The organism is Veillonella intestinalis (assembly GCF_943192895.1).
In the GTDB taxonomy this organism is placed as follows: Bacteria; Bacillota; Negativicutes; order Veillonellales; family Veillonellaceae; genus Veillonella_A; species Veillonella_A intestinalis.
Map to the genome: position 1 here is coordinate 59,902 of NZ_CALPCB010000003.1, position 24,684 is coordinate 84,585.

General features: G+C 38.0%; 20 protein-coding genes. 2 read left to right on the forward strand and 18 right to left on the reverse strand.

What is annotated here, in order from left to right; all coding sequences use genetic code 11:
- Positions 1-3: 3 nt before the first annotated feature.
- From topA to NFR27_RS03100, 16 genes are all read right to left on the reverse strand, one after another.
- The gene (topA, locus tag NFR27_RS03025; protein WP_251454006.1) at positions 4-2,442 is read right to left on the reverse strand and encodes a type I DNA topoisomerase; all 2,439 of its coding nucleotides are present in this window, start codon (positions 2,440-2,442) and stop codon (positions 4-6) included.
- The gene (dprA, locus tag NFR27_RS03030; RefSeq protein WP_251454009.1) at positions 2,432-3,580 is read right to left on the reverse strand and encodes a DNA-processing protein DprA; all 1,149 of its coding nucleotides are present in this window, start codon (positions 3,578-3,580) and stop codon (positions 2,432-2,434) included. Before dprA ends, topA begins: the two co-directional genes overlap by 11 nt.
- A gap of 159 nt (positions 3,581-3,739) precedes the next feature.
- Positions 3,740-5,275: a YifB family Mg chelatase-like AAA ATPase gene (locus NFR27_RS03035; RefSeq protein WP_251454011.1), complete on the reverse strand. Its 1,536-nt coding sequence runs from the start codon at positions 5,273-5,275 to the stop codon at positions 3,740-3,742.
- A 66-nt stretch (positions 5,276-5,341) separates the two neighbouring features.
- Positions 5,342-5,695, reverse strand: a complete 354-nt coding sequence (locus NFR27_RS03040; protein ID WP_251440146.1) for a YraN family protein — start codon at positions 5,693-5,695, stop codon at positions 5,342-5,344.
- 388 nt (positions 5,696-6,083) lie between these two features.
- The gene (locus NFR27_RS03045; protein WP_251440145.1) at positions 6,084-6,893 is read right to left on the reverse strand and encodes a ribonuclease HII; all 810 of its coding nucleotides are present in this window, start codon (positions 6,891-6,893) and stop codon (positions 6,084-6,086) included.
- The gene (gene ylqF / locus NFR27_RS03050) at positions 6,880-7,800 is read right to left on the reverse strand and encodes a ribosome biogenesis GTPase YlqF (RefSeq protein ID WP_251454013.1); all 921 of its coding nucleotides are present in this window, start codon (positions 7,798-7,800) and stop codon (positions 6,880-6,882) included. The genes NFR27_RS03045 and ylqF overlap by 14 nt, the downstream gene beginning before the upstream one ends.
- Before the next feature lie 408 nt (positions 7,801-8,208).
- Positions 8,209-8,550 (reverse strand): 50S ribosomal protein L19, encoded by a 342-nt coding sequence (rplS, locus tag NFR27_RS03055; RefSeq protein ID WP_115309782.1) that lies wholly within the window; start codon positions 8,548-8,550, stop codon positions 8,209-8,211.
- A gap of 119 nt (positions 8,551-8,669) precedes the next feature.
- Positions 8,670-10,721, reverse strand: coding sequence for a glycine--tRNA ligase subunit beta (glyS, locus tag NFR27_RS03060; RefSeq protein ID WP_251454017.1), 2,052 nt, complete (start codon positions 10,719-10,721; stop codon positions 8,670-8,672).
- A gap of 1 nt (position 10,722) precedes the next feature.
- Positions 10,723-11,598 carry a glycine--tRNA ligase subunit alpha gene (gene glyQ / locus NFR27_RS03065; protein WP_251454020.1) on the reverse strand — a complete coding sequence of 292 codons (876 nt, stop codon included), beginning with the start codon at positions 11,596-11,598 and terminating at the stop codon, positions 10,723-10,725.
- Positions 11,599-11,716: 118 nt separating this feature from the next.
- On the reverse strand, positions 11,717-12,433 hold the full coding sequence (gene recO / locus NFR27_RS03070; protein ID WP_251454024.1) for a DNA repair protein RecO: 717 nt from the start codon (positions 12,431-12,433) through the stop codon (positions 11,717-11,719).
- The gene (locus tag NFR27_RS03075; protein WP_277612523.1) at positions 12,430-13,740 is read right to left on the reverse strand and encodes a hemolysin family protein; all 1,311 of its coding nucleotides are present in this window, start codon (positions 13,738-13,740) and stop codon (positions 12,430-12,432) included. Before NFR27_RS03075 ends, recO begins: the two co-directional genes overlap by 4 nt.
- Positions 13,741-13,788: 48 nt before the next feature.
- Entirely contained in the window at positions 13,789-14,685 is an 897-nt protein-coding gene (gene era, locus NFR27_RS03080) for a GTPase Era (RefSeq protein ID WP_251440133.1), read from the reverse strand.
- Complete coding sequence (ybeY, locus tag NFR27_RS03085) at positions 14,678-15,154, reverse strand: rRNA maturation RNase YbeY (protein ID WP_251440130.1); 477 nt, start codon at positions 15,152-15,154, stop codon at positions 14,678-14,680. The genes era and ybeY overlap by 8 nt, the downstream gene beginning before the upstream one ends.
- A 76-nt stretch (positions 15,155-15,230) precedes the next feature.
- Entirely contained in the window at positions 15,231-16,244 is a 1,014-nt protein-coding gene (locus tag NFR27_RS03090) for a PhoH family protein (protein WP_251454027.1), read from the reverse strand.
- Positions 16,245-16,258: 14 nt separating this feature from the next.
- The gene (mnmL, locus tag NFR27_RS03095; protein ID WP_251454030.1) at positions 16,259-17,221 is read right to left on the reverse strand and encodes a tRNA modification radical SAM protein MnmL/YtqA; all 963 of its coding nucleotides are present in this window, start codon (positions 17,219-17,221) and stop codon (positions 16,259-16,261) included.
- On the reverse strand, positions 17,221-19,062 hold the full coding sequence (locus NFR27_RS03100) for a B12-binding domain-containing radical SAM protein (RefSeq protein ID WP_251454033.1): 1,842 nt from the start codon (positions 19,060-19,062) through the stop codon (positions 17,221-17,223). Before NFR27_RS03100 ends, mnmL begins: the two co-directional genes overlap by 1 nt.
- Positions 19,063-19,755: 693 nt before the next feature.
- Between NFR27_RS03100 and NFR27_RS03105 the strand changes: the two genes are divergently transcribed.
- Positions 19,756-20,967 (forward strand): MFS transporter, encoded by a 1,212-nt coding sequence (locus NFR27_RS03105; RefSeq protein WP_251454036.1) that lies wholly within the window; start codon positions 19,756-19,758, stop codon positions 20,965-20,967.
- Between the two features lie 43 nt (positions 20,968-21,010).
- Entirely contained in the window at positions 21,011-22,966 is a 1,956-nt protein-coding gene (nadE, locus tag NFR27_RS03110; RefSeq protein ID WP_251454039.1) for an NAD(+) synthase, read from the forward strand.
- 127 nt (positions 22,967-23,093) lie between these two features.
- Here the strand turns inward: nadE and NFR27_RS03115 are convergent, their stop codons facing one another.
- A complete protein-coding gene (locus tag NFR27_RS03115) occupies positions 23,094-23,933 on the reverse strand; it encodes an HAD family hydrolase (RefSeq protein WP_251454042.1) in 840 nt (279 codons plus the stop codon).
- Positions 23,934-24,270: 337 nt separating this feature from the next.
- Positions 24,271-24,648 carry a hypothetical protein gene (locus NFR27_RS03120; RefSeq protein ID WP_251440113.1) on the reverse strand — a complete coding sequence of 126 codons (378 nt, stop codon included), beginning with the start codon at positions 24,646-24,648 and terminating at the stop codon, positions 24,271-24,273.
- Between the last annotated feature and the right edge of the window lie 36 nt (positions 24,649-24,684).

Genomic DNA, 24,684 nt, shown 5'->3' on the forward strand with positions numbered 1-24,684 from the left:
ATATTATGCTTCTGTATCAGAAGTCTTTCTTGTTTTAGATGTTTTTGATTTAGATGTTTTAGTTTTAGTTGTTTTTAATGATTTACTTTCTTTACTTGTTGTAGCTTCTTGAGTTGTTGCAGCTTGAGTTGTAGCTTGAGTTGTTACTGACTCATCAACTACAGTAGCTTCTTCAGCTTTTTTCTTGCGAGTTCGCTTTTTAGGCTGTGTTGGACAGGTTTCATTAGAACAGAATTTCTTAGTTGTTCCATTTTTATATGTTTTTTCTGTCATAATGCTACCACAGGTTTCACAAGTTTCATTAATTGGCTTATTCCAGAGCGTAAAATCACAAGCCGGATAACGATCACAACCATAGAAAATACGACCACGCTTAGACTTACGTTCTACAATGGTCCCTTCTTTACATTTTGGACAGGTCACGCCAGTACTTACAGTAATCGGTTTAGTATTTTTACAATCTGGGAAATTAGAGCATGCTAAGAAGCGTCCAAAACGGCCAAATTTATACACCATTGGACTGCCACAAAGATCGCACACTTCATCACTTTGTTCATCAGCAATTTTTACCCGTTCTACTTCATTCGCTTCATCTAGCTCTTTAGCAAATACAGAATAAAACTCATTTAAAACATCTTGATAGGTTTCATCACCACTGGCAATTTCATCAAGATCTTTTTCTAAATGGACAGTAAAATCTACATTAATGAACTTTTCAAAATGTTCAATTAAGAAATCCACTACTACAAAACCAAGTTCAGTTGGAATAAACTGTTTATCTTGTTTCTCTACATAATTACGCGTCATAATCGTATCGATAATAGGCGCATATGTACTTGGACGTCCAATACCACGTTCTTCTAGCGTTTTAATTAAGCTTGCTTCTGAATAACGAGCTGGTGGTTGTGTAAAATGTTGCTGCGGATCAACAGCAGTATTTGTCACAACTTGCCCCGCTTCCATACTAGGGATTAATTTTGGCTCCTCCCCATCCTTTTTAGTATCTTCATAAACTTCAGTAAAGCCTTTGAAAGTAACTTTACTGCCAGAAGCTCGCAAAGTATAGTCTCCGCATGCTAATTGAGCCGTTACAATCTCCGATTGCTGTGGCGCCATTTGGCTCGCCATAAAACGATTCCAAATTAAAGTATATAATTTTAATTCATCTTTACTCAAAAATGGCTCTACCATTTTTGGCGGTAATTCTAAAGTCGTAGGTCGAATTGCTTCATGCGCATCTTGGCTACTTTCTTTCGTGCCAAAAACATTAGGTTTTGCTGGGTAATACTCTTTACCAAAATTACTAATAATATACTCTTTCGCAGCACTTTGCATTTCTTGCGCGATTCGAGTCGAATCAGTACGCATATAAGTAATTAAACCTACATGGCCATACCCACCAATTTCAAGACCTTCGTATAAATGTTGCGCAATCATCATTGTACGCTTAGCCCCAAAATTAAGCTTGCGTACCCCTTCTTGCTGTAATGTAGATGTTGTAAAAGGAGCTGGTGCTTTCCGTGACCGTTTGCGGCGATCAACACTGAGAACCTCCGCCGTTTGTTTGGCTAACTCAGCCTGAATAGCTAATGCAGTGGTTTCATCCGGAATAGTAATCTTTTCCTGTCCTTTATGAGTCAATTCAGCCATAAAACGTTCTTTATTGGCTGTCTCATATTGCCCCTCAATAGACCAATACTCCTCAGGAATAAAGGCTTGAATTTCTCGTTCCCGCTCACAAATTAACCGTACTGCCACTGATTGCACACGACCAGCACTAAGACCTTTACAGATTTTCTTCCACAATAAAGGACTTAATTTATAGCCAACAATACGGTCAAGCATACGTCGTGCTTGCTGTGCATCAACCATTTTCTTATCAATCGTACGCGGCGTTGAAATTGCTTCAGCAACAGCATGCTTTGTAATTTCATTAAAAGTAATACGACATTTTGACGCTTCATCTACGTTTAAAATATACGCTAAATGCCAAGAAATAGCTTCCCCCTCTCTATCAGGGTCAGTAGCTAATAAAATAGCTTTTGACTCGTCGGCTTCAGCTTGTAATTCTTCTATTAATTTCTTACGAGTAGCCAAATTAGAATATCGTGGCACGAAACCATTTTCAATATCGATACCTAATTGACTTTTAGGTAAATCTCGTAAATGCCCCATACTTGCTTTAACTATATAGTCAGGACCTAAAAACTTTTCAATTGTCTTTGATTTTGCTGGTGATTCTACGATAACTAATGTCTTACCATCAGGATTATACGTCCGTGGTGGCATAGTTTTAGCAAGATCGCCTACAGCCTGCATAACAGGCTTAGCTTTGCCCTTAGCTGAAACAGCTACTTTACCTTCCAAGCGACGTTCTTCTTTTTTAGTGGGAGCTTTAGCCCCTTCTTTTTCTCCTATTACAATGGAACGTTTAATGGACAAACTGATTCCTCCCGTATTCCAAGATTATATATCCCTTTGAAGCAGTACGCTCAATACACTGTTTAAGTTCTAAGTTTAACAAACTTAAATGAAGTACTCCTTCAGAAAGATTTGTCTTCATAGCTAATGTCTCTAATGATGTTTCATGAGCATTTGATAATGATTCTAAAATCTTTCGCTCCTCCAAAGTAAAGCTTAACACACACATGCCGTTATGGCTACCCATTTTTTGCGATATATCTAAATCTTTCGTATTCCAATTGTATAAATCAGGCAATTGTTCCGCCTTTGTTAGTAAAGTCGCCCCTTGTGATAATAACCAATGATTCCCCACAAAGTCATCTGTCAACACATTACCTGGCACAGTATATACATCACGACCTTCATTGTTGGCTATATCTGCCGTGATCAATGAACCGCTACTAGCTTTAGCTTCCACTACTACGACGGCCTTAGCAATACCACTAATAATGCGATTACGCATAGGAAAATGTCCTGACTGCGGTGCTACCCCAGGGCCAAACTCAGATAATAAAAGACCACCCTTTTCTTCAATTTGATGAAAGAGTTTAGCATTACAACGAGGATAACAATGATCAAGACCACAGCCCATGACGGCAATAGTACTTCCTTTTCCCTTTAAAGCCCCTTCATGGGCATACGAATCGATACCTCGAGCCCCGCCACTAACAATAGTAATGCCATAGCGAACCAATTGCGAAGCAAAGACGGTTGCCACATTACGACCATAAGGTGTACAGTTACGAGCTCCTACCATAGCCACTTGTCTAGGGTTTTGTAGTACCGTAATATCACCACGGTAAAACAGCACTTGCGGTGGGTTAAAAATTTCTTTTAATTGGTCTGGATATATTTCATCTGTAATTCCTAACACTGACATATGATAGCGCTCCATTTGGTGGGCTAACTTCTCTAAATCAATTGCCAATACACCTTTTATTAAGGCATTCTTATAACGCGTTGCCACTGCAATCCTAGGATCAATTGCCTTATCTCGGTGAATGACCTCCCATACAGTCTGAGCATCTTTATAATAGGCTAACACTTCTTTTAAAGTAACACTCCCTACATTCGGCAATGAACCGAGGGCAGCCAACATCAATCGTTCATCTTCCATTTTTTACTCCCTCAAACAGCTATATATACGAATTTATTCCCTATAATAATCTATTTCTTATGCTAACAACTTTATATCTACTGAAATAACAATCACCGCAGCAGAATTAGCTTATGCAATCATGTAAACAGAATTAGTTCATGTAAGCACCTAGTTAAATTAGCTCATACGGTAACTCAAAGCCTCTGCTATATAATCAGCTTCAACTTTAACCGATTCATGTAAGTCCGCAATAGTTCTCGCCACCCGCAAAATTTTATCATAACTACGGATACTCACTTGTAATCGTTGAAACACTTGAGCTAACATTGTTTCTGCTACACTAGTTAATTCACATACATTGAGTAATTGACTATGTGACAACTCACTATTTAATAAAGCCCCTGAAAGATTCTTTTCTTTCAAACACCACTCATGAAATTGTCTGGCCTGTATGACTCGGTCTCTAATAACAGCCGACGATTCATTGTCTACATGACCACAAAACTCTTCGTATCTCGGTCGTGATACTTCAATAACCATGTCGATTCGGTCTAATAAGGGACCAGACAAACGACGTATATAATTTTCACGTTGCCAAGGCGTACAAGTACAAACATGACCATCTCCGCTGTGATACCACCCACAAGGGCAGGGATTCATAGCCATTAACAAAATAAATCGACAGGGAAATGTATAATTCCCTCTCGCTCTAGCAATGTGAATAACTCCTTCCTCTAAAGGCTGACGTAATACTTCAAGAACTGTGCGTGAAAATTCTGGTGCTTCATCTAAAAACAGGACCCCACTATGACTAAGTGTTATCTCTCCTGGTTTTGGGATTGATCCACCGCCTGCCATGCCAGCTAGCGTAATCGTATGGTGAGGACTGCGAAAAGGCCGTGCTTGTATGAGCCCTTCAACAGGTAATAAACCTGCCACACTATAAATCTGACTTACCTCTAACTGCTCTTCTTCTGATAAGGGCGGCAAAATCGAAGGCATGGCACGCGCTAACATTGTTTTACCAGCACCTGGCGAACCTGATAATAGTACATGGTGTCCACCAGCTGCCGCAATTTCTAATGCCTTTTTAGCTATTACTTGCCCCTGCACATCTTTAAAATCTAATAAACATTCTTTTTCCTGCCCCCTGTCCATATGTTTATTGGCTAAACAAAGGGACGTTTTCCCTGTTACCATATTTACTAATTCAGTCAGAGTATTGGCAACAATAACATCGCCACCAAACCCGCTTTTCACTTCACTACCAATACTAGGCGCTGTATATAGAGTAGTTATACCCTTAGCACGAGCCCCCATAGCCATAGCTAAACCGCCTGTAACACCTTTAATCTTTCCTTCTAAAGAAACTTCACCAATAAAAAGCGATGTCTCGGTCAAAGTTTCTAATTCGGCCTTCTTTATTTTTACGGTACGAGAAGCAATTAATATGCCCATAGCCATAGCTAAATCTAAACCAGATCCATCTTTGCGAATATCCGCTGGCGCTAAATTAATAACGATACGTCGCATAGGAAAATCAAAGCCTGCATTCCGTATCGCTGCTCTTACACGCTCCTTCGCCTCTCTTACAGCTGCATTTGGTAATCCTACAATTTCAAAACAGGGCAAGCCCGCCGCAATATCTACTTCTACTGTTACAATTTCACTTTGCAATCCCCATAGAACTATCCCCTTTGTTTTCGCATACATCCTACTACACTCCTTTTACTGTACATTTTTATGGCAATTGAATACGCTTATATTAATTAAAGCAAACTAAAAGCACCCTTTTAAATGACGTAAATGCCGCACTGTATCAGCTACCACATATACTTCCACCACATCAAAACGAACTTTCCTATTCGCCATATTATGCATAGCCATATATAAAAGCATACTTTGCCGTATATGACGCTGTTTACCTATGTTAACGGCTTCACAAGGTAAACCATATTGTTGCGTGCGGCGCGTTTTTACTTCCACAGCAACTAAAGTGTCTTCATCGTTTACAATAATGTCGATTTCACCACAATGTGTACGAATATTACGACCTACCAAAGTATAATTGTGATGTAATAAATATTCTACAGCAACCTGTTCCCCAAACTGCCCCAACTCTAATGTTGTCAACGTATACACCCCTATCTAAGAGTTTATTTTGTTCTATTTAAGAGTTCCCTTTTACACTTGACTCTATTGTTTAAATATACTCTATTAAGTATTTACAATATCAGTTTGTTTTTATTCTGTAAAGATAGGAAAGCGCCAATATTCCTCCTATTTTCTAACTAACCTCCTTGTTAAAACTTGACAAAAAATTTTTATTCGTTCTTTATATCTAAGAATATTTATACATAATAAATACTATTTATTTCATCTTTGCCCTATTTATCCTCTAGCAAAATAGACAATATAAAAAAACCAGCCCTACTGGACTGGTTCTATAAGCATCATTCTATTTATTATTTACTACTTGTTATTTAGTATTTGTTATGTACTACTTACTATCTACTATTCACTATTTATTATCACTAGGATAGGTAAAACCTACCATACTTTTAATCGGTTCAAAACTCTTACGGTGCAATGGTGTAACACCCTGCTGTTCTAAAGCCTCTCGATGAAGCGGGGTATAATATCCTTTATGTATGGCAAAACCATAACCAGGATACTCTGCTTCTAACGACTCCATATACCGATCTCGTGTTACTTTAGCAATAATAGATGCAGCCGCTATGGACGCACTTTTCATATCACCTTTTACTAAAGATTCTACAGGAATCGTTAAATCAGGCAATGGCATAGCATCTACTAGCACTGCTTTAGCAGGTACTTTCAATGTCCTAATCGCTTCATACATAGCTTCTCGAGTAGCACGATAAATATTAAGTTCATCAATTTTTTCAGGACTATACGAAATACAACTAACAGCTACGGCTTGAGCCATAATTTCATCATAAATTAACTCTCGTTTATGAGGCGCAATCTTTTTCGAATCATTAAGTCCAGCAATATGTGTATGGGGTGGCAAAATAACCGCCGCCACAGTGACTGGCCCTGCAATAGGACCACGGCCTACTTCATCAACACCAGCTACTTCATAAATACCTTCTTCATAAAAACTGGCTTCATAGGTATATAAAGCTTCTAAGCGCTGTACCTCTAACAGTTTTTTCTTTTGACGCATCACATAAGCACTAGCTAATTTACGAACTGATGAACGACTATCTTCTTGCGCCCATAATAATACATCAAATTCGAATCGATTTGATTCTAATAAAGCCTTAATATCTTTTACTTTTAACTGTTCAAACTCATTTTTCGTCATTCTCTACAGTATCCTCAATTACAACGGGTTCTTCCAAGACCCCATCCAAGGTTAAATTACCTAATTTTTGATTACGGTAATCCGCCAAAACAATTCGACGGGCCTTATCTAAATCAACAATGCCACCACTAACCAAACAACCACGGCGACGTCCAATAGACTCTAATAACTGATCAGTATCTTCCAATTCTTCTGGTTTAAGTTTATATCGTTCAGCTAGTAGTGTCGGATTATTTTCTTTTACCTGACGCAATAACTGCTTCATGACTGATTCTAAATCATATACATCATCTGAAATGGCACCAGTCATAGCTAAACGAGCCGCAGCCCGCTGATCCTCTAATTTAGGCCACAAAACACCAGGTGTATCTAGTAACTCTAAGTTTTTACCAATTTTTACCCATTGCTGTCCTCGTGTATGACCTGGCTTATCCGCCGTTCGAGTTGCAGCTGCGCCAGCTAATTTATTTATCAAAGTAGATTTACCTACATTAGGAATCCCTAAAATAATCGTACGAACGGAACGACTGCGAATGCCTTTTTTTAGCCATTTATCAATAATAGGCTGAGAAAGGCGATCTACAGCCTTCACAAGCTGTTTATTGCCTTTACCAGACTTAGAGTCAATAGCCAATACTGTCATACCTTGTTCAGTAAAATATTCAGTCCAAGCCTTCGTTTCTTTAGGATCTGCTAAATCTGCTTTATTTAATACAATAATATGAGGCTTTTCACCAACAACCTCACTGATTACTGGATTCGCACTACTCCGTGGAATACGAGCGTCCAATAACTCAATGACTACGTCAACCTTTTTTACATATTCCTTTATCATGCGCGTGGCTTTTGCCATATGCCCTGGAAACCAATGCACTACGGGAAATATATCTTGTTTCGTATCTGCCATTACTACGCCTCCAATCATTTATCTTTACCTTAAATATATACATGCAGTCTGCAATTATACTACTAATGATTCACTTACGCTTTAATAATAATTTATATATTTTACCTGTCTTTCAGTAAAATATGGTTAAAATTATCTCTATTTTTCAACAAAATCTAAAATTATGCAATTCGTTAATTTTAAGTAAATTTATATAAAAAATATATGAATGTCTTTTAGACTAATAATTTTATTCACTCATACAGCACTTTTTTATTTACTCATACAAAATAAATTCACTCAATGAATTCAAGCAATAATTTCAGACAATAATTCAGACAATAATTTTATTAACCATTTCATTCAATACTATATCTTCATTATAGCAAAAAATAAAGGGCTGCCATAGGCAGCCCTCTATCTTTGTAATTAGCGTTTTTCGCGAATACGCGCAGCTTTACCAGTGAGATTACGTAAGTAGTACAATTTAGCACGACGAACAACACCACGACGCATAACTTCGATTTTAGCCAAACGTGGGCTGTGAAGTGGGAATGTACGTTCTACACCCACACCAGAAGCAATACGACGAACAGTGAAAGTTTCTCGAACGCTACCACCTTGACGGTTGATAACCAAGCCTTCAAAAACCTGGATACGTTCACGGCTACCTTCGACAACCTTTACGTGTACACGAACGGTGTCACCAGCGCGGAATGCAGGAATGTCTGCACGAAGTTGTTCTTGCTCAAGTACGTTAATAATGTTCACTTTTATTTCCTCCTTATTGTAGACATTCTTACCCATACCTCATAGGCAGCGGACTATCTCAAATTAACGTTACTATTTTATCACATACTATGCTAAAATAGCAAGCTTTATTTTCACTTTTATTTTAAAGCGCTAATATTACCAATCACAGCCATCACTTCGTAAGCTAAACGAACTAATTGTAAACGATTAGCTTTAATCGCCGGATTTTCAGCCATAACCATAACTGCTTCAAAGAAATTATTAATAGCTGGCACTAAAGTTTCAGGTAAGGACACCACTTTAGCATAATCCTTAGCTTCTAACGCAGTTTGAGACATTTCATAAGCATTAATAGCTGCTTGGAATAACTCATTTTCAGCTTTATCTTCAAATAAAGTCTCATCAACCGCTGTATAATCTACCTCTTTAACTAAGTTATACATACGAGTAAAGGCTTGTACTAATTCAACATTTTCATCAATGCGATGGTTCATAATGGCTTTAGCTAACCCATCAGCCTTGGCTACAGTAACATCCGCATTAGATAGCACTAATTCAATCACATCATGAGGAATTTGGCGATCTAAATAAATATTTTTCAAACGAAGAATAAAGAAATGAGCCAACTGAGCCACAATTTCATCATGTTTTGCTTCATCAACGCCAAGCAAAGTTAAATCTTTACGCCATACTGGTTCTAAAGAAACATCTAAAGCACTTTCACTTAGAATATTCAATACCCCAATAGTTTGGCGGCGAAGAGCAAATGGATCTTGAGAGCCCGTTGGAATTAAACCACGGCTAAATGTAGCCGCAATATTATCTACTTTATCAATAATGCTCAATACTTTACCAGCTGGAGTTTGTGGTAATATATCGCCAGCAAACCGAGGTAAATATTGTTCAAAAATGGCCTCTGCTACTTCTGGAGATTCTCCATCCAATAAAGCATATTCTTTACCAATTACCCCTTGTAACTCGGTAAATTCCGTTACCATGCCAGTCGTTAAATCAGTTTTAGCTAAAATGGTAGCTCGTTCTAGTTCTACCATAGCATCTTCACCAAGACCACAAGCTTCACCAAACTCTTCGCCAAGAGCTAATAAGCGTTCTGTTTTATCGGCTAAATTACCAAGACCTTCTTGGAATACAATCTTTGTTAAGCCTTCGGAACGATCTGCTAATGCTTTTTTACGATCTTCATTAAAGAAGAATTTAGCATCATCAAGACGCGCCCGTAATACCCGCTCATTACCAGCCGCCACTACATCAAGACTTTTACTATCCCCATTACGAACCGTCAAGAACATAGGTAATAATTTACCCTCTTTTGATACTAATGGGAAATATCGCTGATGATCTTTCATTGGTGTAATAACTGCTGCATCAGGTAAATTCAAATAACTTTCATCAAAAGTGCCACAAAGAGCTGTTGGATATTCTACTAAATATAGTACTTCTTCTAGCAAATCTTCATCCCACACAATAGCAGCTTCTTTGCTAGCCGCTAACTCTTTTAGCTGTTTAGTAATCATATCACGACGTAATTCTTGGTCGACAATGACAAAATTAGCCTCCAAGTTTTGAATGTAGTCCGCAGGATGTTGCACTAAAACACCACGTTCCCCTAAGAAACGATGACCACGGCTAAAATTAGAAGAACGAACACCAGCAAATTCCACTGGAATTACTTCCGTATCTAATAAGGCTAAAATCCAACGTACAGGACGAATAAATTTATCATCTAAATTGCCCCAGTGCATGGATTTAGGAAAACTCAAGTCATGAATTAGTTGAGGCAATACTTCTGTAAAAATATCCATCGCTGCTACGCCAGCAGTTTTAGTTTCCGCATAAATATAGCCATCTTCTACTACTAAATCAGCTACATCAAGGCCTTTACCACGAGCAAAGCCAATAGCGGCTTTAGTCGGATTGCCATCACCATCAAAGGCGATACTAGCAGAAGGCCCCTTATGACGTTCACTCAATTCTTCGGACATATCAGCCACACCATCTACTAACAATGTAATGCGACGTGGTGTTCCCATAGTACGAATGCTACCATAGTTTAAATTATGTTCAGCTAATTTATTCTCTGCTAAAGTTTTAAGCTGGGCTAAAATGCCTGGCATAGCGCCGGCAGGAATTTCTTCAGCGCCAATTTCAAATAATACATCTTTTGCCATATTACTTATCTCCTTTCAACAGAGGGAATCCTAATTCTTCGCGTTTAGCTAAATAAGCTTGTGCACAAATACGAGCTAAATTACGTACACGGCCAATAAAAGCAGTACGTTCACTAATACTAATAGCGCCACGAGAGTCTAATAAATTAAAGGTATGTGAGCATTTTAATACATAGTCATAGGCTGGCAAAATGTATCCTTCACCACAAGTGCGCTTTGCTTCTTTTTCATACATTTCAAATAAAGTAAATAACATCTCTGTGTCTGCTAACTCAAAGTTATACGCAGATTGCTCAACTTCATTCAAATGCCAAATATCACCATAAGTAATGGTATCATTCCATTTTAAATCGTATACATTTTCTACGCCTTGAATATACATAGCTAAGCGTTCTAACCCATACGTAATTTCAACCGATACAGGTTTTACATCAATACTCCCTACTTGTTGGAAATACGTAAACTGAGTAACTTCCATACCATCGAGCCATACTTCCCAGCCAAGGCCCCAAGCGCCTAACGTTGGCGATTCCCAGTTATCTTCTACAAAACGAATGTCATGATCTTCTGGATGAATACCTAAGGTTTCTAGACTTTTTAAATATAATTCCTGAATATTATCAGGCGATGGTTTAATGATTACCTGAAATTGATGATGTTGAAATAAACGGTTTGGGTTATCCCCATAACGGCCATCAGCAGGACGACGGGACGGTTCTACATAACAAACGGCCCAAGGTTCTGGCCCAATTGCATGTAAAAAGGTCGCTGGGTTCATCGTACCAGCCCCTTTTTCAATATCATATGGCTGCTGTAAAATACAGCCTTGCTCTGCCCAAAATTTTTGGAGATTCCAAATTATCTCTTGAAATGTCATGTCCATTCCTCCTAAACTATTATCCGTTGCGGACTATAACTTCTGTTACAATACCAAGTCCCGTTTATATTGTCAACTAAAAAACGTTATGTATTGAGAAGTAACGTATTCTAATATTTTAAAATGCTTTTGCCTTCATGTCATATAAAAATCGTAACGAACTTAACTCCTCACCTAATTGCATCGTAGCATAGGCAAATAAACCTCGCTCTAATTCTTGCCACAAGGAACGTGGTAACTGTACCACTAAATCGGGTTGCCAATTATAATTCAAAATCTCACCTAATGCTGCTTGAGCTTTTGTAGATAAATTAAACCCTGTACTACCTTTAAACTCAGCCATAAAGCGTGTCACTCCATCCGTTTGCGCATAAGCCTTAGCCGATGGAATAAAGCCAGCTATACTCAACAACTGCCAGCCTAATAAAATGACAGCTAAAGGCACAGGCTTCGATTGAATTAACTTTGAAAAACGAACCACCAAATCATATAAAGCTAAATCGACTTCCCCTTGTGCAAAGGCAGAACTAATTAGTTCACCACCAAAAGCAGCATAACAAATACTGTCTAAATCACTTTCAATCGAGCGAATTAAATAGATGCCATCTATTTGCTGCAACTCATAGTATTCACCGTTAGGACTCAAGGTTATATATACCTTACTAAAAGGCTGTAAGTACCCAACATTTTTTAAGGTTTGCCACCGTCGCTGAGGTATGGAACAACTAACAATACCTCGTTGTTTTGTCAAGAACGTCACTATGGAATACGTTTTACGCTTACGCCGATACAATACAATAGCATCACAATTAATCGTCAGCTTAGCCGTACTCATGAAGATTCTTCCTCAGATAGCACCGCATCATCCTTTGGTGGCGCTGGTGTGGCTTTTAAACGGGCAATACGATACCCTTGCATTTCAGTAACTTTAAAAATATAGCCTTCCACTTCTACGGTATCACCTACTACAGGCGTACGCTCTAAAATCCCGAAAATATAGCCACCAATAGTATCTTCTTCTGGATCATTAAAGTCAACATGCATTGCATATTCAACTTCATCCACTAATACTTTACCATCAAAATCAAATGTACCATCGTCATTAATCATAACTGCTGGTAAATCATTTTCATGTTCGTCTTTAATGTCACCGACTAATTCTTCGATAATATCTTCCAAACAAACAAGGCCTACCATGCCACCATACTCATCAACTACAACGGCCTGATAAATACGGCGTGTACGCATATACTGCAATAAAACAGAGAGCTTCATAACTTCTGGAATTGTCAAAATATCCCGACGCACCAAACGTAAATCCTTACGAGCCTTCTCCTTTTGTTCCATTAAGTCCTTGATATGGACCAACCCAATTACATGGTCTTTATCTTCCATACATAGAGGGTACCGAGTATGACTTGTGGCAGAAATAATCTTTAAGGTTTCTTCAAAATCATCTTCCACAAAAATACAATCCACATCTTGACGTGGAATCATAACTTCACGTGCCATACGCTCTACAAAATCAAATACATTGCCAATAAGTTCCCCTTCCACTTGGTCTAACTGTCCTTCCAAGTGACTGCGGTTAACCATCATACGTATTTCTTCTTCTGTATGAACTAAGTCCAACTCATTCTTATATAAAGTACCAAAACTTTTTAATAAAATAGCACTTACATATTGAGCCACTAATACAAAAGGCGTAGTAATAGCACCAAGTGCCACTACAAATTTTGAGGTCCAACGCACATAGCGGATGGGAAATGATAAACCTAAGGCTTTAGGAATAATCTCGCCAAAAGTTAAGATAATTAAAGCAAAAAGAGCCAATATAATAATATCAAAGAGGCTCGTAAGCCATTCATTATCTAGGCCTAATTGCTGTTCCCACAAATCAATGTAAGGCGCAATTAAGGAACTACCCACACTGGCTAATAAAACAATAAAAAATAAAATTAAAAATTGCGTCGTATTAATAAAACGCTCTGGTCGTTGATATAATTTGCGCAAAAAAGTTTTAGCTTCTTCGCTCAAATCTTCCATATCATCTAAATGCTCTTCACTAAGACGAGCAAATGAGAATTTAGCTAATACTAAAATATTAATCATTAACAGGCAGATTACGGCTAGCCCAACTATTAACAAGCTAGCCTCAAGGGGGGTATCGATACAAATCAGTCCTTTCTATTATTCATAACCAAATTCGGAGAGCATTCCCGATTTATTGCGCCAATCTTTTTTCACTTTAACCCATAAATCAAGATATACTTTTGTCGCTAATAAGCGTTCCACATCAGTACGAGCTTCAGCCCCTAATTCGCGGAGCATACTTCCTTTTTTACCGATTATTATACCCTTTTGAGAGTCTCGTTCGCAATAGATAGTTGCACGAATATACGTCGTTCCATCAGGACGTTGCTTCATTTCATCGACATCTACAGCAATGGCATGAGGAATTTCCTCTCTTGTTTTAAGAAGAATCTTTTCACGGACAATATCCGCAATAATCAAACGCTCTGGCTGATCCGTAATCATATCTTCTGGAAAGTACTGTGGACCTTCGGGTAATACAGTCTCTAATACTTGTAGTACCTCTTGAATATTATCTTTTTCTAAGGCTGAAATAGGAATAATACCTTCAAAAGGATATAAATTTTGATATTCCACAATGACTTCTAAAATTTGTTCCTTAGATAGGGTATCAATCTTATTAATGACTAAAAATACAGGTACATTTACATTTTTAAGTTGTTCAATAATAAAGTTATCCCCTGGGCCACGCTTTTCATTACCCGCTACTAGGAATAACACGGCTTCCACTTCTTTTAAAGAATCAACAGCCGCTTTTACCATAAATTCCCCTAATTTATGCTTTGGCTTGTGAATACCTGGCGTATCCATAAACACAATTTGTTTTTTCTCATCCATATATACGCAAACAATTCGATTGCGCGTGGTTTGTGCTTTATCAGAAACAATGACAATCTTATCGCCAATTAATGCATTAATCAAAGTCGACTTTCCCACATTAGGACGTCCCACTACGGCCACAAAACCCGATTTAAAATGTTTATCTTTATTCATTATATGGTGCATCCTCCCGCACATAACCTAAATTACCTAATACAAACTCTTCTTCCTGACGCATTTCTTTTTTATCCTCGTCAGTCATGTGATCATAACCTAAAATATGTAAACAACCATGGACCGTTAAATAAGCTAATTCCCGTTCAAATGGATGTCCATATTCCTTTGCCTGTTCAGCTGTTCGCTCTAAGGAAATAATTAAATCCCCTAGCAAATGGGATTCTTCTTCGCCATCCTCTTCTTCCCCTTCATTAAGGGCAAAGGAAAGCACATCAGTAGGTCTATCAATCCCTCGATAAGTTTTATTCAAGCCATGAATATATTCATTATCACATAATAAAACACTTAATTCTTCTTCATCACTGAGTCCATATACTTTGCTCACTTCAGCACATACTTTATAAATAATATCTTCATATGCTGTTTCCATCTGTATGCCTTCTGCATAACTGATTGTTACGTCCACAATACATACTCCTTTATACTGTCTTGCCTCACTATATTGAGTAATTAAATCATCAAGGTCCCCATATTCACAATCATTACTCGTTTGTCTCTTTATTCATGGCTTTAGCTGCCTCTTTAGCAATCTCACGACTTGTTTTTATGCCTTCATAGCGCTCGTAGGCACGAATAATTTTACTTACCAAATCATGACGCACTACATCTTCATCGGTGAAATGTACCATAGAAATACCAGCCAAACCTTTTAATACCTTTTCAGCTTCTACTAAACCAGAAATCATCCGACCTGGTAAGTCAATTTGAGTACGGTCACCATTAATAACCATTTTAGAATTATTCCCTAAACGAGTTAAAAACATTTTCATCTGTTCCGGTGTTGTATTCTGGGCCTCATCAAGGATAATAAAAGCATTTTCTAAGGTACGCCCACGCATATACGCAAGAGGAGCTACTTCAACGATACCTTTCATCATGAAACGATCCACTTGCTCTAAACCAAACATATCATTAAGCGCATCATATAAAGGACGTAAATAAGGATCTACTTTCTCTTTCAAATCCCCTGGTAAATAGCCAAGTTTTTCACCCGCTTCTACCGCAGGCCGTGTTAAAATAATGCGCTCTACATCACGATTCTTCAAGTAAAAAGCAGCTAATGCCACGGCTAAAAAGGTTTTGCCCGTACCAGCTGGCCCTATGCCAAAAGTAATCGTATTGCGACGAATACTATCGACATATACCTTTTGCCCTTCAGTTTTAGGAGTAATCATGCGCCCTTTAATAGTCACATTAATTGTATCTTCAAACATGGTATGCAATAAATCAGCTTTACCACTTTTTACCATTTTTACAGCCATACGAATTTGCTGCTCCGTGATGGCACTACTTTCATTATAAAGGAATACTAATTCCTCTAATACTCGCCAAAATTGATTGACAATCTCGTCCTCACCTTTCAGTTGTAACGTATCGCCACGACTCACTACTTGGCAAGGTAACTCTTCTACCATAATTTTTAAATGACGCTCTTGCAAACCTAAAATAGGGCCTGCCATTTCATATCGAGGAAACGTAAATGTTCGTTCCGTCATACACTTCTCCTTTGCTATAAAAATTTACGTACAGCTGAGCCATTTAAGTAATTACATAAATCACCTTGACGCACATCTCGTTCTTCCATGCGCCGTTCTATTTCTTCTTGAATACGCCACCAGCCCATGGACCAATTAGTAAACAAGGTATTTTCTTCTGGAGCTCGGCCAACTAAGCGCTGCAATACAATCTGTTCATCTAGATTGCGCAAAAAGGCAATTACCCGCTCAATATATTCATCAGCACTAATCAAAGTAAACTGCCCTTCTTCATACCACTTCGCCATAAGTGTGTTTTTAACAATATACAGTGCATGAAGTTTCACCTGATCAACGCCTAAAGCAGTCAACATACGGGCTCCTTCTACCGTATCAGTCATCGTATCCCACGGCAAATTAACAATCATATGGACGCACACGCTAAAACCATATCGTTTAGTGCGCAACACCGCATCAATAAATTCAGCCATGCCATGACCACGATTTATTTTTTCTAAAGTATGATAATTGACCGATTGTAAACCGTATTCTAAATATATATCGACACCATAGGTTTCTTTAATATCTTGTAGAATCTCTAAATAGGTATCATTAATACAATCTGGTCGTGTAGCTATAGCCAAGCCAACGGTGCTATCAATACAACCTGCTTCCATATAAGCCCTGAAACGCTCTGGTTCTAAATAAGTATTGCTAAAGTTTTGATAATAGGGAATATATTTATACGCCTTATATTTGGGCGCAATGTGGGCAATATTTTTAACGAGTTGCTCCTGAACTGTCATAGAAGCTGGCAAATTCTCATAACCAGCTCCAATTTCACCACAGAATACACAACCACCCACGCCCGCTGAACCATCACGATTCGGACAAGTTAAAGGCAAAGCTACTGGTAATTTATATACTTTTTCACCATATTTTTCTTTTAAAAATGTAGATATTGGTCGATACCGTTTTGGTTTCGTTGTATCACTCATTAACTAGCTGCTACCTCCGGTCTTACAAACGGCGTTTGCCGTTGTTTTACATCTATAATTAAGGTTACTTTGGAGAGCCCCGCTTTTTCATAAGCAGACATTGACTCCTCTGTAATAGCGCCTAAAATGTGAGCCGTTCCTAAGGTTACTGTATGCTCACAATAATCTTGGCGAATTCGGCGCCATTCTACAAAACGATATGTAGGAATAAATTGCTGCACCAATTCTTCGTCTCGCCAAAAAGCCTCGCCTGATTGCAATAATTCCTTCGTCTGCTTAGGTAAACCTAACTCATCACCACGTACCTTACCACCAAAGCTAACCAAACAATCATATTCTAATAATTCTTGACTAATCACATCATCTCGAGATTCAAAATAGGTATGTAAAAATGCCATTTGGTCGCGATCATTCAATTTGCGCTGATGCAAGCCCTGTTGTAACCAGGCCTCAGTCAATTCTTCAAAATAATGAAAAGCGCTTGCTTTTTCCTTAATAAGGCGCTGGCCTAAATAGCCAAATACAGTACGCAAACGCTCACTATTATAAAAACGTTCAAATACATCTTCAAAATGTTTTAAAAAGCGTATGTCCTCATAAGGCATTACATGACTCGCCAATACTTCGTACGGTGCTTTCGGATCATACACATACTCAAAATCATCACTACGTTCTAAACCAGAACCTTGCAATAACTTTAAAAAGCCTATTTGCAGCGCATGAGGCGTTAAACTAAACACATCATTAAAGGACTGCGCAAAGCGTTCATATGGCTCATGAGGTAATCCTACAATCAAATCCATATGTACGTGAGTGCGTCCCGCTTTAATGACTGGTGCAATAACTTCACAAATATGCGCCCAATTATTATACCGACGAATTGCCTTTAATGTATCAGCATTTGTACTTTGTACGCCCACTTCTATCTGCATGCGTCCTTTAGGGGCCGTACTTAACAGAGCCACTTCTTCGGATCCCATAAGAACAGGTTCCATTTCCAAATGGAAATTTGTATTTGTATCAACATCATGCATCCACTGCATCAGTGGTAAATGATGATGTTTCGCACAGTTAAAGGTACGGTCTACAAATTTAACTTGTTTTACCTTATGGTCTACAAACCACTGTAATTCTTGAAAGGTTCGTTCTTTAGGGAAAAACCGTACCGTATTAGCATTACCAGATAAACAATATTGACAAGAAAATGGACAGCCTCGTGACGATTCATAATAAATTATCTTATGCTCCAAATCCACCATATCAGATTCATCATAGGGAAAAGGAATGCTCCCTAAATCAGCTACTTCAGCTATCGTTTCAGAGCCCTTAATTTTTGTTATGTCCCTATCAGCAGCCATAGTCACTGCTGCATTATTAGAAGCTAAGCTATGAAGGTCGTCACTAGTCTCACGGCCTAGTAGACCCGTAACTTCAGGTTCAAACGGAGATTGGTTGGCTTCAAGTCGCGCTACTAATTCAGCGAATACTTCCTCCCCTTCACCTTGCACAATGTAATCAATATACGAGTGAGCCTCTAATATGCGTCGAGCCGTATAGGAAACTTCTGGACCGCCTAATACGATCTTTACCTCTGGTTTGACGGCTTTTAATAAGTTTGCCACATGAAGCGTCATATCAATATTCCAAATATAACAAGCAAAGCCAACTACATCCGCTTCATGCTCTGTCAAATCACTAATAATATCCAAAACAGGCATATTAATAGTGTATTCCACTATATCATATGCCTGTCCACGGGTACGCCCATAAGCACGCAAATAACGCAAAGCCAAGGACGAATGTATAAATTTTGAATTTAAAGTACTTAATACAACTTTCATCGATATCCTCATCATATGATCGCAGTAAACTACACTGCCACTAACATAGTTATTTCGCTTTATTATACCACAAACTAAGGCAACTATGATAGTTATAGAGGAAAGACAATACTGTTTTGCCCAAGGTTTTACATAAGCTTTACGGAAAATGAATTTTTTACCCTAGTTTGTAGGTTAAAATGTCACAGTTACGAATAACTGGACAATCAAAAAATTCTGCCATCAGCTTACTAGTCGGCGCTGTAGGCTGTTCTAATACCTGAAAAAAAGCCTTCATAAACAAAGCATGGGTAAAAAGAGCAACTACCGTATCAGTACCACTAAATCGTTGCCATATAAATCCTTTCCATATATCAATATTTTCTCTTAAAATATATCAAATATATAAACTTTTTCCTTTTTTAATCGAAAATAGACGGTCTATTAGCGTATATCTCCTTTTATTATATAAACTCCCTTCTACTAGGTCAAATTAACGATAATTAATGTAGGTAAATAAGGCTATTAGTGTTACAATAAAAATACAATTGACAAATTAAGCAACTTTTTTACTAGATTAAACAAAATTGAGTGCCAAATCTTAACTAATGTATCAAATTGAATGTTGCATATTGACAACACAAGCAATATGGGAACATAAAGAATATAAAAATACATTTATTTTACATACTATAATTATCCAGTGAGGTACCTATGCTAAACGAAGCCAGTCTTACCCCAGAACCAATAGAACCAAATATATTCCAAAAAGGCCGTGAATATCTACCGGCCGTGTGCCACATGGTCAATGATACAGCCCAAGGTTCGCTACCAGCGCTCCTACCTTTATTTATTACCAATTATGGCTTAACCTATGAAGAAGTCGCTATCATTATCTTTTTCAACACAGCCCTAGCTACTATAGCTCAGCCGTTTTTTGGCTATTTAGCAGACAAACGAACATTCTGGCCCAGCGTACCTATAGGTATTATGATCTGTTGCCTTAGCATATCAGCCATTGGTTTTGTCAGCTCCTATGAAAGCATTATCTTATGCTCCCTAATTGCCGGTTTTGGCTCAGCCCTCTTCCATCCAGAAGCTGCTCGATGGGTAAATGCCCTTTCAGGACAAAAGAAAGGAAAGATTATGGGCTATTTTTCTGTAGGTGGCCAAGCGGGCTTTGCAGTTGGTCCTATTTTAGCGAGTACTGCTTATATCTGGGGCCCACAAAGCTTGATTCTCTTTTCAATCATGGGGGCCCTTTTAGTTACCTTTTATTTATTAGCCAAACCTTATAAATTAGTAGCGGCTCGCCAACAACAAGCCAAACAAACCCAAACTGTAGTTGCCCAAAACGATTGGCATAGTTTCAATATACTATTTATTGTTATTGCCGCTCGCTCCATTATATTTTCTGTGTTAAATACTTTTATTCCTATTTATTGGATCACCCAATTAGGACAAAATACAGCGTCAGGCAACTTTGCCTTATCAGCCTTTTTTATCTGCGGTGTTATAGTTACCCTTATTGGCGGCACCTTAGCCGATCGCATCGGTTTTGTTAAAGTCATTCGTTATTGTTACATACTACTTGTACCAATCATGTTAGCTTTTACCCTCAGTAATGAATATTGGCTATCTATGTTACTTTTATTACCTTTAAGTTTTGGTGTCTTCTCACAATATAGCCCTATCGTTATTCTAGGCCAACAATATTTAGCCAAAAATATCGGTTTTGCCTCGGGAATTACCCTAGGTCTTGGTATCACCTTAGGCGGCATTGTAACGCCTTTAATTGGTAAATTAGCAGATATCTATGATTTGCAAACCGCTTGGCTAACCCTTAATCCAATATGCTGGCTAGCTCTATTAGCAACCTTTTTAATTACTGATATACCGCGTTTTAAACGTAAAAATAAGGAATAAAACTATTTTTATGGAACTACTAAAACTATATAAGGAGATCTCTATGATTCGAGTTGGAATAGGACAAATTGAAGTTGTCTCTGGCAACCCCCGTAAAAATAAAGAAACCATTCTCCAAGCCATAGCCTACGCTAAAGCACTACGCTTAGATTTACTTATTTTACCTGAACTAGCCATTAGTGGCTATTTAGTTGGCGATGCTTGGGATCAACCATCTTTTGTAAATGAATGTGTAAAAATGGGCGAAGATATTATAGCCGCTACGCAGAATATCGCTCTCATCTTCGGTAATGTTGGCATAGATGCAACTAAACGCAACGCCGATGGTCGTATTCGCAAGTATAATGCTATCTTCGCCGCTCAAAATGGTAAAAAAATTGCACCTCAAGAATCGCCCTATCCATTTGTAATAAAAACATTAGACCCAAACTATCGCTTTTTTAATGAAGCTCGATATTTTACAAATCTTACAACAGTAGCCTATGAATTACAGCGTCCAATTGAAGAACTTGTGGGCCTATTACCGTTTTCTTTTAAAGAGCAACCATTTACAGTAGCACCTTTACTATGTGAAGATAGTTGGGATGAAAATTACATATTCTCCCCTACGGCAGCCCTTTATGAAAAAGGAAAAAACAGTAATACTGCCATTGATGCTTATATCAATATTTCAGCATCCCCTTTTACCCTTGGTAAAAATGAACGCCGCCATCGCTTATTTCAAGAACGTGCTAATGAATTAGACACCCCTATTTTCTACATTAATTCAGTAGGTTTACAAAATAATGGCAAATCTCTCTGCACCTTTGATGGCCAATCTACCGTGTATACAGCAACAGGAACTATTAGTGTTCAGTTACCTGCCTACGAAGCAAGGGTATATCCCGTTTTGTTGGAACAGTTAGATGGTCGCCACTTTGAGCCTGTCAATCTATTAGAAGGTAAGGCCATAAAAAAAGAGACCCTTAATATAGAGCCGCCTAATGAAATTGAACAAATTTTTAGAACCTTACAATATGGAATTCGTAGCTTTTTAAATCAAACAGGTATAAAAAAAATAGTGATTGGTGCTTCTGGGGGCATCGATTCAGCTCTTAATGCGGCCCTATTTGCTACTATACTAGATCCAAGTCAAATATATTTAGTAAATATGCCGTCGCGCTTCAATTCTAGTGCTACAAAAGATTTAGCTGCTCAACTAGCACACAATTTAGGTTGCCACTATGCCGTGTGTCCTGTAGAAGATAGTCTCCATTTAACAACTAACCAATTAAGTGAATTGACCTTTAGTCGACCTTCTGGTGAAACGGAAACACTGACTATCAGCTCATTTGTTAAAGAAAACATCCAAGCTCGCGACCGCTCTAGCCGTATTTTAGCTGGTATAGCAGCTGCTATTGGTGGAGGAGCCTTTACTTGTAATGGCAATAAAACTGAATTTACGATTGGGTATGCAACCCTGTATGGTGATTTAGCTGGATTTATAGCCGCTACTGGGGACTTATGGAAATACCAGGTATACGGATTAGCACAATATTTAAATAAAGAAATCTACAAGCGAGAAGTCATCCCCCAAGGTACGATTGATATAATTCCTAGTGCTGAACTATCTGAAAATCAAGATATTACCAAAGGCCAAGGGGATCCTTTACAATATGAATATCACGACCGTCTATTTCGTGCCATGATTGAACCATGGAATCGATTAAGCCCAGAAGATTTCCTCTTGGCCTATAAAGAAGATTATTTAGAAGAACTACTAGCTATACCACAATCAATCCACCATTATTTTAAAACAACTCAAGAGTTTATTAATGACCTCGAGCGTTGGTGGAACTTATTTAGCGGTATGGCGGTAGCTAAACGCATCCAAAGTCCCCCAATTATTGTAGTCAGTCGTCGTGCCTATGGTGGTGATTTATTAGAGTCACAGATGAAACCATATTATACAGATTTGTATTATACCTTAAAGAATGAACTATTAGAAAGCGAACTATAATAAATCCCCTAATACTAGCTTTTTACAGCTTTATTAGGGGATTTTTATAATTCTTTAATTGTTATGGGAGTTCTATCCTATAAACCTACACAATTATAACTAAAACACGTGTATAACTAGCTATAATTTACATACACTGCAACTCTTCTACTGCTTTTACCTTGTTAATAATAGTTTTAACAATGCTTTCTAAACGGCTATTTTCTTCATAATCAGCAGGGGTAATAAAATTCACTCGATTATCCTTTATCAACTTAGTGGCCGAGCCCAAACCAGTTTCATTATCACGATTATATACCGCAATAGACTGCCCGCCATTGACTTTAACCAATTTCATACACGGCACGTCAGTTAACCCGTCACCAATATATATCATATTACTAAAAGGTACCCGTCGCTTAGCTTCAGGCGTATATTGATTTAATTCTCTATCACTATGCGTGGTAATATCTAACACACCCTTATTGATGCGGAATAAAAACTGAGTTTTAGCTGTATAATTAACAGCTACCTTAGGCCATTCAATGAGTTCATTATAATCATATTTAAATTCACAAGCATAAATTTTCTTAAAATACTTAGCAATACTAGTGCCATCAATAATTTCTTTTACCCCTGATGATACGATATAATGCTCTACTTCTACTCCCTGTGAAGCACCATAGGCATTAATACGGTCAAACCAAGTTGCTACACCAGGAAAAAACTCAATACCTTTACCAAGACTATTAAGCGTTTCTCGGGTAATACGTACTTCATGGCGTTGACTCATTTTAACCATCATGAACATGTATGCTAAAATACCGTCCATCCCTTCACTATCAGTTAAACCATTAGCTTCTTGCCAAAATTCGGCAGGCGTCATTCCAAGCTCAGGAATAAAACCATATTCTTGCATATCTTTAGTGCAAAGTGTTTTATCAAAATCATACATTAACGCCACAATAGGCTTCTTTATTTGCTCCATAGTTTTCCTCATCTATTCACTATTGATTTACATAGCCTGCGATTAACTTAGTTCGTAAGCTACTGTTGAATTACATTTAAATTACTTTTAAATTGCTTTTCTAATACTTTATATACATATACAATAGCGAAAATATTGAGCAAACGCAAGCTATTAACCAATCAAAAAACTCTCGATATAAAAATAAGTTGACATCCGCACTACAGTCTCATAGCAATTATGTCTGCCTTATTGGCACTTCATCACAAAATCATTTCAAAAAACGCTCAGTATGAAAATAAGCTGACATCCGTGTTTACACAGCGAGCCAACGATTTTCATACTGAGCGTTTATCTCTTAAAACAGTTTTCGCAAAAGCGCCAATAAAGCAACACCAATTGCGACTACACTAAACCCAATCAAAAATAAACTACCAAAAAAGAACAACACACCTAAAGCAACGGCCGCCAAGGTAGCCAACACAAGCTTTCCCTTCCAACCTAAAGAACTAAACGTATATACCTTCATCTTAGGAAAGCCTTCATGGGTACCATAAGGCCCTTCATTCGATCCATAGGCATAGGCCTCTTTAGTTTCCTTTTGCTTAGCACGACGAATATCTTCTTCTGATTGTTCACGGCCTTCTTCATCAATGGTCATACCATCGAAAGCACGACGCTCTTCATCAGATAAGACATTCGTGTTTTTTGTTTCATAAGATTGTTTATTTTCCATAGGCAATCTCCTGTGTCCTTACTATAAGACGAGCAG

Bases quoted from the DNA above. Each gene is read 5' to 3' on its own strand.
- dprA (WP_251454009.1), bottom strand. From the start codon at position 3,580: ATGGAAGATGAACGATTGATGTTGGCTGCCCTCGGTTCATTGCCGAAT.
- NFR27_RS03035 (WP_251454011.1), bottom strand. From the start codon at position 5,275: ATGTATGCGAAAACAAAGGGGATAGTTCTATGGGGATTGCAAAGTGAA.
- NFR27_RS03045 (WP_251440145.1), bottom strand. From the start codon at position 6,893: ATGACGAAAAATGAGTTTGAACAGTTAAAAGTAAAAGATATTAAGGCT.
- ylqF (WP_251454013.1), bottom strand. From the start codon at position 7,800: ATGGCAGATACGAAACAAGATATATTTCCCGTAGTGCATTGGTTTCCA.
- glyS (WP_251454017.1), bottom strand. From the start codon at position 10,721: ATGGCAAAAGATGTATTATTTGAAATTGGCGCTGAAGAAATTCCTGCC.
- glyQ (WP_251454020.1), bottom strand. From the start codon at position 11,598: ATGACATTTCAAGAGATAATTTGGAATCTCCAAAAATTTTGGGCAGAG.
- recO (WP_251454024.1), bottom strand. From the start codon at position 12,433: ATGAGTACGGCTAAGCTGACGATTAATTGTGATGCTATTGTATTGTAT.
- era (WP_251440133.1), bottom strand. From the start codon at position 14,685: ATGAATAAAGATAAACATTTTAAATCGGGTTTTGTGGCCGTAGTGGGA.
- NFR27_RS03090 (WP_251454027.1), bottom strand. From the start codon at position 16,244: ATGACGGAACGAACATTTACGTTTCCTCGATATGAAATGGCAGGCCCT.
- mnmL (WP_251454030.1), bottom strand. From the start codon at position 17,221: ATGAGTGATACAACGAAACCAAAACGGTATCGACCAATATCTACATTT.
- NFR27_RS03100 (WP_251454033.1), bottom strand. From the start codon at position 19,062: ATGAAAGTTGTATTAAGTACTTTAAATTCAAAATTTATACATTCGTCC.
- NFR27_RS03105 (WP_251454036.1), top strand. From the start codon at position 19,756: ATGCTAAACGAAGCCAGTCTTACCCCAGAACCAATAGAACCAAATATA.
- nadE (WP_251454039.1), top strand. From the start codon at position 21,011: ATGATTCGAGTTGGAATAGGACAAATTGAAGTTGTCTCTGGCAACCCC.
- NFR27_RS03115 (WP_251454042.1), bottom strand. From the start codon at position 23,933: ATGGAGCAAATAAAGAAGCCTATTGTGGCGTTAATGTATGATTTTGAT.
- NFR27_RS03120 (WP_251440113.1), bottom strand. From the start codon at position 24,648: ATGGAAAATAAACAATCTTATGAAACAAAAAACACGAATGTCTTATCT.